An 11,970-nucleotide genomic window follows, 5' to 3' on the forward strand; every position below is an offset into this window, starting at 1 on the left:
GGGTGCTGTCCGTACTGGCGTTGTCGGCGATGGTGATACGGAACGGGTAGGGGAAGGTCTCGCACAGGTGCGCGTGGAGCCGCCGTACGCTCGGCTCCAGATCTCTCTCCTCGTTGAACACGGGTATGACCATGTCCAGGACGGGCTCCGGACGGGACCGCCACGATCGCGCCGTCGGCCACCACCGGGAGTACGGCCACGGCCACCGGGACTGCGCCGGGAAGCACGGAGGGCTCGCCGCCACCCTCGACCTCGGCCCCGCCTTCGGGTACGGCGACCGCGCGGAACCAGCCGTTGACCGTCTCGTCCTCGCTCGCCACCCCGTGACGCACCGTCGCCCCGAGTGTCTTCGGCCCGCCCCGTACCAAGTCGCAAAGAGGATCAAGCATGACCGGTCAAGGTCCAGTCGCCCTGAAGAACCTGAGTCGGCTGCCGCACCGCGCATCAGTGGCGGCACACCGTCCGGAGCCCGTCCTGGACATGGTCATACCCGTGTTCAACGAGGAGAGAGATCTGGAGCCGAGCGTACGGCGGCTCCACGCGCACCTGTGCGAGACCTTCCCCTACCCGTTCCGTATCACCATCGCCGACAACGCCAGTACGGACAGCACCCCACAGATCGCCGCTCGGCTGGCGGACGAACTGCCCGAAGCACAGTGGCTCCGGCTGGCCGAGAAGGGGCGCGGCCGGGCGTTGCGTACGGCCTGGTCGCTCTCGTCGGCCCCCGTACTCGCGTACATGGACGTGGACCTGTCCACGGAGCTGACGGCGTTGCTGCCGCTCGTGGCCCCTCTGCTCTCCGGCCACTCCGACATCGCCATCGGCACCCGCCTGGCTCCCGGTTCCCGGGTGGTGCGCGGCCCCAAGCGAGAGATCACCTCGCGTTGCTACAACGTCCTGCTGCGCTCCGTCCTCGCCGTGCGCTTCTCGGACGCGCAGTGCGGATTCAAGGCGGTGCGGCGTGATGTGGCCGAGCAACTGCTGCCCCTCGTGCAGGACTCGGAGTGGTTCTTCGACACCGAACTGCTGGTGATCGCCGAGCGTGCCGGGCTGCGCATCCATGAGGTGCCGGTCGACTGGGTGGACGATCCCGACACCCGGGTCGACATCCTCGCCACGGCACTGGCCGACCTGCGCGGCGTCGCCAGGATCGGCGGGGCACTGGCGCGGGGCACGCTGCCGCCCGGCGGATCGCTCCGCGACGGCGGCGCCGCCGCGCGGGGCGGGCTCGCCGCCCAACTCCTGTGCTTCGCCGTCGTAGGAGTCGTCAGCACCCTCGTACATCTGCTCCTCTACGCATGGCTGCGCCCCATGGCCGGCTCCCAGGCCGCCAATGCACTCGCGCTGCTGGTCTGCGCCGTCGCCAACACGGCCGTGAACAGACGGCTCGCCTTCGGCCTCCATGGCCGCGGCGGTGTGCTGCGCCACCGGGGCAGGGGGCTGTCCGTTCTCCTGGTCGGTCTGGCGATCACCGGCGGGTCGCTCGCCGCCTTGCACCACGCGATGCCTTCGGCCGGACAGGCCGCCGAACTCGCCGTGCTCCTCGCCGCCGACCTGGCCGCGGTGCTGCTGCGGTTCCTGCTCTTCCGGGCGCGGGTGTTCCGCGCATGATCAAGACCGCCGTTCGTACGACCGGGACCAGCACCCGGAGCTGGAACGCGAGGCTGTCCGAGCAGCCCGCCGGGACGGGCCCCGATCGCCGGAGCCGGCTGCGTCGCGCAGTCGGGCATTACGGCCCCGTACTGGCCGTCTACGGCACGCTGAAGCTGATCGGCTTCGCCGTCTTCATGTGGCTGCTGCACTCCGCCGGGGATTACCGCACGAAGAACCCGCGCTTCGGTGGCGGTGCCCACCCGTGGGACGTCCTGGCCAGCTGGGACGGCTGGTGGTACCAGCAGATCGCCGTGCACGGGTACGACCCCCAACTGGTCCCGATCCCCGGCGCCACCGGCCCGATCACCCTCGAAGAGAACTCGGCGGCGTTCTTCCCGCTCTACCCGGCGCTGATGCGGCTGGTCTCCGAGCTCACCGGCCTCGGCCCGTACGGCGCCGGCCTGCTGGTCTCCGTCGTCGCCTCCTTGACCGCCGCCCTGGGCATCTACGCCATCACCGAACGTTTCGGCGGCAGACGGGCCGGGCTGGCCTCGGCCGGACTCTGGGCCGTCTGGCCCGGTTCCGGCGTGGAGTGGGCGGTCTACTCCGACTCCCTCTACATGGCCCTGGCCGTCTGGGCCTGCCATGCCGTCCTGAGTCGCCGCTGGCTCACCGCCGGTCTCCTCACCTGTATGGCCGGGCTCAACCGGCCCACCGCCGTGGCGCTGATCGGCGCCGTCGTCGTCGCGGCCCTGCTCGCGCTCCACCGCCGCCGGGACGGCATCCTGCGTCCGGTGACCACGATGGCCGTCGCCCCGCTCGGCCTCCTCGCCCATCTCGGCTGGGTGGGGTACCGAATGGGTGACTACAGCGGCTACTTCAGGCTTCAGTCCGATGCCTGGGCCCACAAGTGGGACTACGGGCGGCACACCCTCGACGTCCTCACATCCGTCCCGGTGGGCCACTTCGACTATCTCTCCGCCCGGCCCTTCACGGACCTGATCGGCGTCGGTGTGGTCCTGCTCGCGATCGCGCTGCTTCCGCTGCTGATCCGGCTGCGTCCCCCGGCCGTCCTGGTGGTCTACACCGTCCTCACCCTTGTCCTCGTCCTCGGCAGCCAGCAGATATTCGGCAACGTCTCCCGCTACCTGCTCCCCCTCTTCCCGCTCTTTCTTCCGGTCGCCCTCGCCCTGCGCCGCCTCAGCCCGGCCCACCAGCTCATGCTCCTCGGCATCGCGGCCCTGGCGTCCGGCTCGTACGCGGGCTACGGCCTTTTCGAACTCGGTGTTCCGTAACCGATGGCCCACACCGCTTTCAACACACCCGACGACCTCGATCTCGCTCTTCGCCGCGAGTCGCGCAGAATCCGGCTCCGGCCTCACCTGGTCGACGGCTGCCTCACCGCCACGGGCCTGACCATCAGCCCACCGCCCCCACCCTGAAACCTCAGCAACCACCCCAGTGTCACCCAGCCTCACAGGGCAATACAGACTACGCAGCCCTCCTCCTTCGGCTCACTACGCCCCGGTCACGGCAATTGATCTTGATCGCGCTCCCGCCCGCTGCTAATCCGGGTGAACCAACCCAAGGGAGTGCGCTGTGCGGCAGAACCACCCTGTTCCATCTCCTCCTGCTCCGCGTTCACGTATCCGGAAGGTCATCGGCGCCGTCGCGATGCTCGCCCTCGTCGGGCTCACGGCCATGACCGGCCCGAGCGCCGCCGACCCCCGCCGAGCAACTGCTTCGGACCCGGCAGCCGTGGTTCGTGACTGGAACGCCATCGCCACCGAGACGATCCGCGCCGACCTGGGCGCCCGCCCTTCCGGGCAGAGCGCCATCTGGCACGGGTTCGTCTCCGTCGCCGTCTACAACGCCGTGGTCGGCATCGAGGGTGGCTACGCCCCGTACGAGTGGCGGGAACGCGGCCCCGCCACCGCATCCTCCGCGGCGGCGGCCGCAACAGCGGCTCACGACGTGCTGCTCACCTACTTCTCCGCCTTCAAGAGCGGGCTCGACGCCGCCTACGCCGACTCCCTCTCCGGGATTCCCGAGGGCCCTGCGAAGGACCAGGGTGTCGCCRTCGGAAAGCGCGCCGCCGCCCACATCGTCGAACTCCGCGAGAATGACGGCCGGTTCGCGGATGTACCCTTCACCGCGCCGCCCGCTCCCGGGGTCTGGAGGCCCACCCGGACACGGCGGACATCACGGGGCATGGCGGGCGCGCCGGATCCGGCGCGCCCGCCATGCCCCGTGATGTCCGCCGTGTCCAACTCCCCTGTCGAATAACGAACAGAGGCGTATTCCATTCGGACAAGAGGTGGTCAAAAAAATGTGAGGTATTTGTTAGCACACCGTCAATCTCGGTCTTTCGGTGGCACGCTCTCCGCTCGTAACCCCCCACGGAACGAGCAACGGAGAACGCATGACCCCCCACATGAACACCCGTCGCGCCGCTGCCCTGGCCGCCGTGGCCGCGATGGTCGTCGTCGGCGTCCAGACCGGTTCGGCCAACGCCTCGCCGGACAACGGAACTGACGGTCCCTCCGCCACTCGCAGCGTCGTCCCCTTCGGCGCGAACAAGGCATCGCAGCGCACCGCCGCCATCAAGTCCGCCCAGTCCGAAGCCTCTTCGGCCGCCGAGTCCCTCGGTCTCGGCGGCAAGGAGAAGCTGATCGTCCGTGATGTGATCAAGGACGCCGACGGCACCGTCCACACCCGCTACGAGCGCACCTACGCCGGACTGCCGGTCCTCGGCGGCGACCTCGTCACCCACACCGCCGCCGGCGGGAAGCTCAAGGGCGTCACCAAGGCCACCGAGGCGCGGATAGCCGTGCCGTCCACGACGGCGAAGATCAAGACCGCGGCCGCCGCGCGCAAGGTGGTCTGGGCGAGCGACGGCAAGCCCGTCCTCGCCCTCGAAACGGTGAAGAAGGGCGTGCAGAAGGACGGCACGCCGAGCAGGATGCACATCATCACCGACGCGAACACCGGCAAGGAGCTCCGGAGGTTCGAGGCGATCGAGACCGGTGTCGGCCACAGCCAGTACAGCGGCGACGTCGACCTCACGACCACCGGGAGCGGCTCCGGCTTCGAGCTGACCGACGGCGAGCGCGGCGGCCACAAGACGTACGACCTGAACCAGGGCGAGAGCGGCACCGGCGACCTCGTCACGGACGACGACGACACCTGGGGCGACGGCACCGGCGGCGACCGCCAGACCGCCGCCGTGGACGCCGCCTACGGCGCCGCGCAGACCTGGGACTTCTACAAGTCGGCGTTCGGCCGCGAGGGCATCGCCGGTGACGGCAAGGCCGCGTACTCGCGGGTCCACTACGGCGACTCGTACGTCAACGCGTTCTGGGACGACAGCTGCTTCTGCATGACGTACGGCGACGGCGCCGACAACAAGAGCGCGCTGACCGCCATCGACGTCGCGGGCCACGAGATGAGCCACGGCCTGACCTCGTCCACCGCCAACCTCGACTACTACGGCGAGTCCGGCGGCCTGAACGAGGCGACCAGCGACATCCTCGGCACCTCGGTGGAGTTCGCCGCCGACAACAGCACGGACGTCGGCGACTACCTCATCGGCGAGAAGATCGACATCAACGGCGACGGCACCCCGCTGCGCTACATGGACGAGCCGAGCAAGGACGGCGGCTCGGCCGACTACTGGGACAGCAGCGTCGGCGACCTCGACGTGCACTACTCCTCCGGTGTCGCCAACCACTTCTTCTACCTGCTGTCCGAGGGCAGCGGCGCGAAGACCATCAACGGGGTCGACTACGACTCCCCGACCTCCGACGGCTCGACCGTCACCGGCATCGGCCGGGACAAGGCCGTCCAGATCTGGTACAAGGCCCTCGCCGAGTACATGACGTCCTCCACCGACTACGCGGGCGCCCGTGAGGCGACCGAGAAGGCGGCGACCGACCTGTACGGGGCGGACAGCGAGGAGCTCTCCGCGGTCCAGGCCGCCTGGAGCGGCGTCAACGTGAAGTAACCCGACCGCGGGGCAGGGAAAGCGGAGAGGCACCGGAACACGCGGGAGCCGGTCAGTCCTTCGGGGCGGGCCGGCTCCTGCCGTACAGCCAGGTGTCCCACAGCTCCGTCAGGTCCCGGCCCGTCGTCCGCTCCGCGTAGGCGGTGAAGTCGGCCGTCGAGGCGTTGCCGTGCCGGTGGGCCCTCGTCCAGCCCCGCAGGAGCGCGAAGAAGCGTTCGTCGTCGGCCATCGTGCGCCGGAGTTCATGGACGACCATCGCCCCGCGCCCGTACACCGGGGCCTGCGAGATGTCCTTCGCGCCCGGCGGATCGGCGGGCGGGAAGGCCCAGTTGGCGTCGTCCTCGAAGGCGGCGTCGAAACTGTCCCGGACCGGGACGCCCTCCTTGTCGGCCGCCCACAGCCACTCCGCGTAGGTCGCGAAGCCCTCGTTGAGCCACATGTCCCGCCAGCTCTCCGGGGTGACGGAGTCGCCGAACCACTGGTGGGCCATCTCGTGGACCAGCAGCCCGGCGTCCGGCGGGCCGGGGAAGAACGGCCGGTCCTGGGTCTCCAGCGCGTAACCGGCGTCCCCGGGGCGGTCGACGATCGCGCCCGTGGCGGTGAAGGGGTAGGGGCCGAACCGTTCCGCCTCCCACTTCACGACCTCGGGGATCCGGGCGAGGATCCGCTCGCTCTCCTTCGCGACGGTCGTGTCGGCGGCGGTGAACACCTCGATGCCGTCCGCGGTCCTCGACGTCCGGGTGGTGTAGCGGCCGACGGCGACCGTGGCGAGGTAGCTCGCCATCGGTTCGGGGGTGTGCCAGCGGTACGTGGTGGTGGCGCCCGAGGTGCGGCGGGAGACCGGTTCGCCGTTGGAGACGGCCGTCAGTCCCTCGGGAACGGTGACGGCGATGTCGTACGTCGCCTTGTCGCTCGGGTGGTTGTTGCCGGGGAACCAGGTCATCGAGCCGGTCGGTTCGCCGAGCGCGACCGAGCCGTCGGCGGTCCGCAGCCAGCCCTCCCGCGAGCCGTCGGGGTCGGTGAGGGTGCGCGGCGAACCGGAGTAGCGCACGACCGTGCGGAAGGTGCCGCCCTCGCGCAGCCGGTCCTCGACCTCGGCGGCGGGGCGCAGCGTCAGCTCGTGGCCCGTCCGGTTGACGGCGGCCGGGCGGCCCTCGACGGTCGCGGAGTCCACGGTGAGTCCGGCGAGATCGAGGTCGAAGGCGCTGAGGTCCTGGGTCGCGCGGGCGGTGATCGTGGCGGTGCCGCGCAGCCGGTGGGCGGCCGGGTCGACGTCGAGCACGAGGTCGTAGTGCGTGACGTCGTAGCCGCCGTTGCCGAGCTTCGGGAAGTACGGATCGCGCAGGCCGGCCGCGCCGGGCGTGCCCCGGACACCGCCGGTGTCGCCGGTGCAGGCGGCGGACGTCGCCAGCACCAGCAGGGCGACGGCGGCGGCTCGGGCCGTACGGCGCACGGACGTTCGCTGGTCCACACCGGCGATCCTAGGACGTTTCCGGCGAATGCCGCCCGGGGTGCGGCATTCGCCGGAGGGGCGCCGGGGCGTGTGGAAGGGGTGCCGGAGGGGTCAGAGGACCGCGATTCCGAGCGGGCGGGCCGTCGCCGGCACCTCGTACGGCCGCCGTTCGCCCGTGAGGTCGACGACGGTGATGCCGTTCCCGTACCCGTCGCGGGTGAAGCCCTGGGTGACGTACGCCGTGCGGCCGTCCTCGGACACCGCCACGTCCTCGTGCGGGCCGTCCAGCGGCACGACGCGTTCGGAGCCGTCGGGGGCGCGGACGGTCAGGGACGGGCCCCGGTCCTCGGAGAGGATCGGGCCGGTGCCGACGACGAGGAGGGTGCCGTCGGGGGCGAGCGTCGCCCCGTGCTGGTGGGTGTCGGCCGTCATCCGCTCGATGGTGGACCTCCCGGTGCGCGGGTCGAGGACGACGAGCCGTTCCCCCTCGAAGGGCAGCAGCAGTCTGCCGTCGGCGGGGCGGACGACGGCGTAGTGCGGCTTCAGCCAGGAGCCGAGACCGCCCTCGGTGCCGTACGGGGCGACCTCGAAGCGCCGCGCCTCGCGCGTGTCCGTGTCCACCGCCGTGACGTCGAAGGAGTCGTGGTCGGTGGCGTACACCTCGGTGCCGTCCGGCGAGACGTCCACGTCGAAGGGGCGGCGGCCCACCGGCACCGCGGCGGTGATCCTCCGGGTCGCGGTGTCGACGATCTCCAGCACGCCGTCGCGGCCGGGCACGTTGACGCCGACGTAGACGTGCCGGCCGTCGGGAGCGAGGGCGATGCCCATGCCCCCGCCCCGGTACTCGCCGGTGGTGGCGGGGCCGGTCTCCGTCCGGTACGGGATGCGGGTGAGGCGGGTGCGGGTCGCGGTGTCCACGACGGCGACGCCCTCGGCGGTCGCCACCCAGGCCAGCCCGTCGTCGCCGACGACGAGGCCGTAGGGCGCGGTGCCGACCCGGACGGAGCCGAGCCGGTGCCGGTCGCGGCCCGGCCGCGGGTCGACGAACGTCACGGTGTCGCCGCCGAAGTCGGCGACCAGGAGCGTGCCGCGCGGGGTCGCCGCGGACGTGGCCGGTGCCGGTCGCGGGGAGTCCGGTGTACGGGACCCGGCGGACGCGGCGGCCGACGGGCCGGTCCCGGCGGACGGGCCGTCCGCCGCCCCGGCCCTCGTACCGGTCGCGCAGCCCGCGAGCACCGCGGCCGCGGCGAGCGCCACCACCGCGCGGCGCGCGTGCACCATGCGGCGCGTGCCCACCGGGCGTTCCGCATCCATGACGCGGCGTGCGTTCACCGGGCGTCCCACGTGCCTCGTACCTCCCATGTACCCAGTACCTCCTGCGTGCCCCGTGCCTCGCTCGTGCCCCGTGCCTCCCGCATGCCCCGTACCTCCCTCGTGCCCCGTACGACGCGTGTCCGCCGTACGACGCGTGTCCACCGTGCGGCGTGCGTTCATCGGGCGTCCCGCAGTCGGGCGGCGATCTCCGTGAAGCCGCGGCGTTCCGCGTGGGCCAGCGCGGTCGTCCCGTCGCCGTCCGGAAGGCCGGCGTCCGCGCCGGCCGCCAGCAGGAGCTCGACGATCTCCTGGTGCGCCCGGCCGCCGTCGCCGAGGATCACGGCCTCCAGCAGGGCCGTCCAGCCGAGCCGGTTCACGTGGTCGACGTCGATGTCCGTGACCCGGAGCAGCTCCCGCACGTAGGGCGCGTGGCCGCGCTCGCTCGCCGGGATGAGCGCGATGCCGCCGAACCGGTTGCACAGCTTCAGGTCGGGGCCGGCCGGCAGGAGGGTGCGCAGCATCGGGACGCTGCCGGTGACCCCGGTCGCCAGCCAGGGGCTCTCCTCGCGCAGGTCCTGCGCGTCGGGGTCCGCGCCCGCCGTCACGAGCAGCCGGGCGGCCTCGACGTGGTCCCCGTGGACGGCGAGGAGCAGCGGGGTGCGCAGCTCCTCGTCGCGGCAGTCGACGCGGGCGCCGCCCTCGATCGCGTTCCGCACTCCGTCGGTGTCGCCGGTGCGCGCGGCGTCGAGCAGTTGTTGGTCGAGGGCGTTCATGCGGTGACTCCTGTGGATCGGTCCGCCCGGCCGCCCGGCCGGCTCCGCCTCGTCTCCGCGACGGGGCGGGGCGGCCGGACGGCCCGGTGGCTCGTCTGCTGTGCCGGTCGTCACTCGGCGAGGGCGGCGGCGCCGGCCCGGGCGAACTTCTCGTCCAGGTCGCCGGACGGGGCGCCGGCGACGCCGATGCCCGCGATCGGGGCGCCCTTCGCGGTGACGGGGGCGCCGCCGCCGAGGAAGAGGGTGCCCGGGATGTCCTTCAGCGTCGGGGCGTTCTCCAGGCGCTTGACCAGTTCGGAGGTGGGGGCGTTCCAGGAGACGGCGGTGTAGGCCTTCTTCACGGCCGACTCGTAGGACTGCGGGCCGGCGCCGTCGCCGCGCAGGGTGACGACGGTGTTGCCGTTGCGGTCGACGACGGCGACCGAGACGGTGCGGGGAAGGGGAAACGGGCGGTGTGCGGGGCGGGTGCGATGCTGCGGAGCGGGGTCAGGGCTTGACCGAGCGGTAGTAGCGGCTGGCCCCTTCGTGCAGCGGCAGCGGATCGGTGTAGATCGCCGTGCGCAGATCCACCAGCTGCGCCGCGTGCACCTCGCTCCCGATCCGGTCCCGGCTGTCGATCACGGTCCGGGTGAACGCCTCCGTCAGCGCCGGATCCGAGTGCTCCGTGGTCACCAGCACGTTGGAGACCGCGACCGTCGGCACCGCCTGCCCCTGCTGTGCGTTGCGGTAGGCGTCCGCGGGCATCACGGCCGAGCGGTAGTAACGGGCCGACCCGCCCGCGGCCTGGAGCCTCTCGACCAGCCGGGCCTCCAGCGGCACCAGCCGGATCGGGAACCGGCCCGCCAGTTCCTGCACGGCGGTGGTGGGCAGCCCGCCGGACCAGAAGAAGGCGTCGAGCCGTTCGTCCTCCAGCTGCTCGGGCATGGTGTCGATGCCGGAGGGAACCGGTGTCACGTCGTCCTCGGGATCGAGACCGCCCGCCGCCAGCACCCGGTCGGCGACCAGGCGCACCCCCGAACCACGCTGCCCCACCCCGACGCGCTTGCCGCGCAGGTCCGAGACCTTCCGTACCTCCGAGTCCCGGGGCACGACCAGCTGGATGTAGTCGTCGTACAGCCGCACGCAGCCCCGCAGCAGGTCGGCGCCGGGCTTGCCGCTGCGCAGATAGGTGGAGAGGGCGTCGGTGGTGGCGATGGTGAAGTCGGCCTTCCCGGAGGCCACCCGTTCGATGTTCTGCTGCGAGCCCTCACTGGTCTGCAGCCGTATCGACACCTGGGGCAGATCCTTGGCCAGGTCCCCCCTGAGCCGTTCGCCGTAGCGCTGGTAGACCCCGCTGCGCACGCCGGTGCTGAAGGTCAAGGTTCCCGTCGGCTCCGACGGCCCGAGCGGGAGCAGCCACCACAGCAGCAGCCCGAGCACGACGAGGGCGGCGCACGCCTGGAGGGCGCGGCGCCTGCCGATGCGGGAAAGAGCCTGGAGCATGGCGGCGATCCTGCCAGCCCGCCTCGGCGATGACCAGGGCCGATCTCACTGTTTCCGCCGGGGTCCGCCGTCGGCTCCCACGGTTTTCGCCGGGTACTGCCGTCAGCGGGGCCAGTCGGGGGCGGGGTCCTCGTCGAGAAGCGGCCGGATCGCGCCCAGCACGGAGCCGATGCACACGTCGCGCAGTTCGGTACGGGTGCAGGTCTCCTCGGTGAGCCAGTCCACGCACAGCACCTGGACGAATACCAGCCAGCTTTTCAGGACGCCCGACACGGCCTTCCGGGCGTCGTCGTCGGCGAGCGGGAGGACGCCGAGCAGCCGCTCGCGCAGGGCGTCGAGCTCGTCGTTCATGATCGTCTGGACCAGCCGGTCGCCCGCCAGCACCCGGTTCGCCGCCAGGACGGTGTTGCGGTTCTCCGCGAAGTACTCGATGTGGGCGTCCAGACCCTCGGTGAGCTGCTCGACGAGGGTGTCGGCGGGGTCGAACCGGCTCCTGGCGAGCAGTTCCGAGGCCACCTGCTGGTAGAGGACGGCGAAGAGATCGCGCTTGCTGGGGAAGTGCTGGTAGAGCAGCGCGCGGGAGACCCCGGCCCGCTCGGCGACCCCTTCCATCAGGACGTCGTCGTACGGGTGCGCGGCGAAGAGCTGCGCGGCGACGGCGAGGAGCTGGGCGCGTCGTTCGGCGGGATCGAGTCGCTGACGGGGAGGCACGCGCCCATGTTACTTGACACATGTCTACCAGGTGGCCGTAGCTTGGTAGACGCGTGTCCAGTAAGGCGTCTGTCGGCAAAGAAGGGGGATGGTGGATCGTGTCCAGGGACAAGGCGCTCCGGGGGCTCGTGCAGGCAATGGGGTACGCCTGCTTGGCGATCGGGCTCTTCCACGTACTGCTCGGGAACGCCGCGATCCCGGGCGGGGGCTCGGCCGGTCCGACGATCGACAGCCTCGGACGGTTCTTCGGCGCGGTCTTCGCCGGGTACGGCCTCGGCTGGCTCTGGGCGGCCCGGCAGTCGCCGATCCCCGCGACGGCGGTCCGGTGGCTGGCCGGGGTGTTTTTGCTCGGGGCGGTCGGACGGGTGCTGTCGCTGACCGTGCACGGGTGGCCGCACTGGTTCCAGGTGGCGCTGGCGGTCGTCGAACTGGTGCTGGCGCCGCCGGTGAAGACGGTGGTCAGGACGTTGAAGGTGACCGCTCCGGCGGCGCGGCCGGGGTTCTTGCCCCATTCGTCCCAGGCGACCAGGGCCTTGCCGGTCTCCTTCATCGCGGTGCGTGAGTCGCGGAGCCAGGAGGGGAGTTTGTCGTCGGGCAGGGTCCAGAACAGGGCGCCTGCTCCGGGGACGGCGGAGATGACG

The 11,970-nt window shown here is 71.7% G+C and carries 11 protein-coding genes and 2 pseudogenes; 5 read left to right on the plus strand and 8 right to left on the minus strand.

The features are described from left to right. A partial coding sequence (locus EAO76_RS46045; protein WP_148835851.1) for a glycosyltransferase occupies nucleotides 1-133 on the minus strand: 133 nt, incomplete at its 3' end. A 254-nt stretch (nucleotides 134-387) separates the two neighbouring features. On the opposite strand from EAO76_RS46045, the gene EAO76_RS11610 reads away from it, so the two are divergent. The 4 genes from EAO76_RS11610 (at nucleotide 388) to EAO76_RS11630 (ending at nucleotide 5,596) form a co-directional block, all read left to right on the plus strand. Continuing rightward, on the plus strand, nucleotides 388-1,611 hold the full coding sequence (locus EAO76_RS11610; RefSeq protein WP_148835853.1) for a bifunctional glycosyltransferase family 2/GtrA family protein: 1,224 nt from the start codon (nucleotides 388-390) through the stop codon (nucleotides 1,609-1,611). Next, on the plus strand, nucleotides 1,608-2,888 hold the full coding sequence (locus EAO76_RS11615; protein ID WP_148835854.1) for a glycosyltransferase family 39 protein: 1,281 nt from the start codon (nucleotides 1,608-1,610) through the stop codon (nucleotides 2,886-2,888). The genes EAO76_RS11610 and EAO76_RS11615 overlap by 4 nt, the downstream gene beginning before the upstream one ends. Nucleotides 2,889-3,192: 304 nt before the next feature. Then, complete coding sequence (locus EAO76_RS11625; protein WP_148835855.1) at nucleotides 3,193-3,879, plus strand: hypothetical protein; 687 nt, start codon at nucleotides 3,193-3,195, stop codon at nucleotides 3,877-3,879. Between the two features lie 136 nt (nucleotides 3,880-4,015). Further along, the gene (locus EAO76_RS11630) at nucleotides 4,016-5,596 is read left to right on the plus strand and encodes a M4 family metallopeptidase (protein WP_148835856.1); all 1,581 of its coding nucleotides are present in this window, start codon (nucleotides 4,016-4,018) and stop codon (nucleotides 5,594-5,596) included. 52 nt (nucleotides 5,597-5,648) lie between these two features. Here the strand turns inward: EAO76_RS11630 and EAO76_RS11635 are convergent, their stop codons facing one another. From EAO76_RS11635 to EAO76_RS11660, 6 genes are all read right to left on the minus strand, one after another. Continuing rightward, entirely contained in the window at nucleotides 5,649-7,067 is a 1,419-nt protein-coding gene (locus tag EAO76_RS11635) for a M1 family metallopeptidase (protein ID WP_148835857.1), read from the minus strand. A 93-nt stretch (nucleotides 7,068-7,160) separates the two neighbouring features. After that, a complete protein-coding gene (locus EAO76_RS11640) occupies nucleotides 7,161-8,363 on the minus strand; it encodes a YncE family protein (protein WP_148835862.1) in 1,203 nt (400 codons plus the stop codon). Nucleotides 8,364-8,539: 176 nt separating this feature from the next. Further along, nucleotides 8,540-9,136, minus strand: coding sequence for an ankyrin repeat domain-containing protein (locus EAO76_RS11645; RefSeq protein WP_148835858.1), 597 nt, complete (start codon nucleotides 9,134-9,136; stop codon nucleotides 8,540-8,542). Nucleotides 9,137-9,246: 110 nt separating this feature from the next. Then, nucleotides 9,247-9,702: a heme-binding protein gene (locus tag EAO76_RS11650; protein ID WP_399461914.1), complete on the minus strand. Its 456-nt coding sequence runs from the start codon at nucleotides 9,700-9,702 to the stop codon at nucleotides 9,247-9,249. Next, nucleotides 9,623-10,618, minus strand: coding sequence for a TAXI family TRAP transporter solute-binding subunit (locus EAO76_RS11655; RefSeq protein WP_148835859.1), 996 nt, complete (start codon nucleotides 10,616-10,618; stop codon nucleotides 9,623-9,625). Before EAO76_RS11655 ends, EAO76_RS11650 begins: the two co-directional genes overlap by 80 nt. A gap of 102 nt (nucleotides 10,619-10,720) precedes the next feature. Next, nucleotides 10,721-11,329 (minus strand): TetR/AcrR family transcriptional regulator, encoded by a 609-nt coding sequence (locus EAO76_RS11660; RefSeq protein WP_148835860.1) that lies wholly within the window; start codon nucleotides 11,327-11,329, stop codon nucleotides 10,721-10,723. A 137-nt stretch (nucleotides 11,330-11,466) separates the two neighbouring features. On the opposite strand from EAO76_RS11660, the pseudogene EAO76_RS46050 reads away from it, so the two are divergent. Further along, nucleotides 11,467-11,772 (plus strand): annotated as a pseudogene (locus tag EAO76_RS46050) (DUF4345 domain-containing protein); the annotation flags it as partial. On the opposite strand, the pseudogene EAO76_RS46055 reads toward EAO76_RS46050, so the two are convergent. Continuing rightward, nucleotides 11,745-11,970, minus strand: a pseudogene (locus tag EAO76_RS46055) (hypothetical protein); the annotation flags it as partial. The pseudogenes EAO76_RS46050 and EAO76_RS46055 overlap by 28 nt on opposite strands.

Origin of the sequence: Streptomyces sp. sk2.1, assembly GCF_008120935.1 — a bacterium.
Classification (GTDB): domain Bacteria; phylum Actinomycetota; class Actinomycetes; order Streptomycetales; family Streptomycetaceae; genus Streptomyces.